Source organism: Photorhabdus sp. S10-54 (genome assembly GCF_963878145.1).
GTDB lineage: Bacteria > Pseudomonadota > Gammaproteobacteria > Enterobacterales > Enterobacteriaceae > Photorhabdus > Photorhabdus kayaii.
This window is the reverse complement of the sequence record NZ_CAWNXG010000140.1, coordinates 1-1,188: the sequence shown is the minus strand read 5'-3', so window position 1 is coordinate 1,188 and position 1,188 is coordinate 1. Positions and strand designations below refer to the sequence as shown.

At 41.5% G+C, this 1,188-nt stretch carries 3 protein-coding genes; all 3 read left to right on the top strand.

The window, feature by feature from the left end:
• Nucleotides 1-56 precede the first annotated feature (56 nt).
• Genes AACQ83_RS24140 through AACQ83_RS24130 form a run of 3 tightly spaced genes read left to right on the top strand, consistent with a single transcriptional unit; the run spans nucleotide 57 to nucleotide 835 of the window.
• Nucleotides 57-161: a hypothetical protein gene (locus AACQ83_RS24140; protein ID WP_339366782.1), complete on the top strand. Its 105-nt coding sequence runs from the start codon at nucleotides 57-59 to the stop codon at nucleotides 159-161.
• Entirely contained in the window at nucleotides 145-342 is a 198-nt protein-coding gene (locus AACQ83_RS24135; protein WP_158537832.1) for a hypothetical protein, read from the top strand. Before AACQ83_RS24140 ends, AACQ83_RS24135 begins: the two co-directional genes overlap by 17 nt.
• 1 nt (nucleotide 343) lies before the next feature.
• Complete coding sequence (locus AACQ83_RS24130) at nucleotides 344-835, top strand: antiterminator Q family protein (RefSeq protein ID WP_192881114.1); 492 nt, start codon at nucleotides 344-346, stop codon at nucleotides 833-835.
• The last annotated feature ends 353 nt before the right edge of the window (nucleotides 836-1,188 follow it).

Genomic DNA, 1,188 nt, shown 5'->3' with positions numbered 1-1,188 from the left:
TTAACTATAAACCCAGATTGATTGAGAAAATTGGTCAAGAAAGGTTTGATGCTCTAATGATGCCAAGGCCGCTAATGAAATGGCGGCGTGAAGATTACGAACGTATTTGTGATGAATATCGGGCAAAGCTCAGGAGATTAAGCAATGACAATCTTCACTGATATTGAAACAGCAATTGAAGAAGCCCGGTTCAGGCACGGAGTAACAAGGAAAAACTTTGCAGTTCTGCAATGCAAATATGGTTCACTGAAAGTTATTCAGGATCGGATAGTCAGGGGCAAAAAACACTCAGTCATGTTTTCAACTAAATATGACAAATATCATTCAGTTCTCCGGGGGTAAGATGAGCAGTATTAGAGAAAGACAGCTCACTAAAGAGCAACACGACTGGATTGATAGCTGGTTAAATCTCTGGGGAGCATGGATTTATAGTGGTCGTATAGATAAGTGCCAGATAAACATGATTTATAAGTTCATTGTGAGCGTAAAACCAAGTAATAACAAAACCCGGCCGATGTGCAATGATGACGATGGAATGTTGATTTCTCAGGTCGTCGATTCCGTCATGTTCATCGATAAGAAAGCCTACGGCATTTTACTGAGTTATTACGTTCATGGTGCCTCAAAATTATCAATCGCATCTTACTATCACAAGATCGCAAATCCCCGCAAAATGATGACCCGTTCGGGGGGTAGGCTTAAGAAACCATCTCGCGGAACGTGTCGTCGTGAAGTGGATGAGATTCTAAATGCAAGCACCTATCTTTTGTATCAACCTCTGAAAAATGTGTTTAATTCACGTAAACGTGTAGAGAAAATTAAAAAGATTGCATAGAACGTGTTGACATTAATGAGCAAATGAGCAATACTTTTTGGTAAGATTGCCTTAAGTGTCTCTTAGGTGTCTTAACCGAATCTCAGTCCTCGCCATCTTGCGGGGTTTTTTATGTCTGCAATTCTTAAGGGCTGCGCAATGCGTGGCCTTTTTCTTTATTACCGTCGAGAGGTCGGGTATGAACTTTGACAAACTATCTCCAGAATCCCAAGAACAGGCACGATTGGCACTTATTACTATTCTGTCGCAAATGGTACCTGATGGACTGAGTGATCTTGACGCGGTATTTGTAGGTGAAGCTGTTGCCGCTGCGTTTATCTCAATGGAGCGCTATAGCAGCGTTTCTGACGAAT

Bases quoted from the DNA above. Each gene is read 5' to 3' on its own strand.
- AACQ83_RS24140 (WP_339366782.1), top strand. From the start codon at position 57: ATGATGCCAAGGCCGCTAATGAAATGGCGGCGTGAAGATTACGAACGT.
- AACQ83_RS24135 (WP_158537832.1), top strand. From the start codon at position 145: ATGACAATCTTCACTGATATTGAAACAGCAATTGAAGAAGCCCGGTTC.
- AACQ83_RS24130 (WP_192881114.1), top strand. From the start codon at position 344: ATGAGCAGTATTAGAGAAAGACAGCTCACTAAAGAGCAACACGACTGG.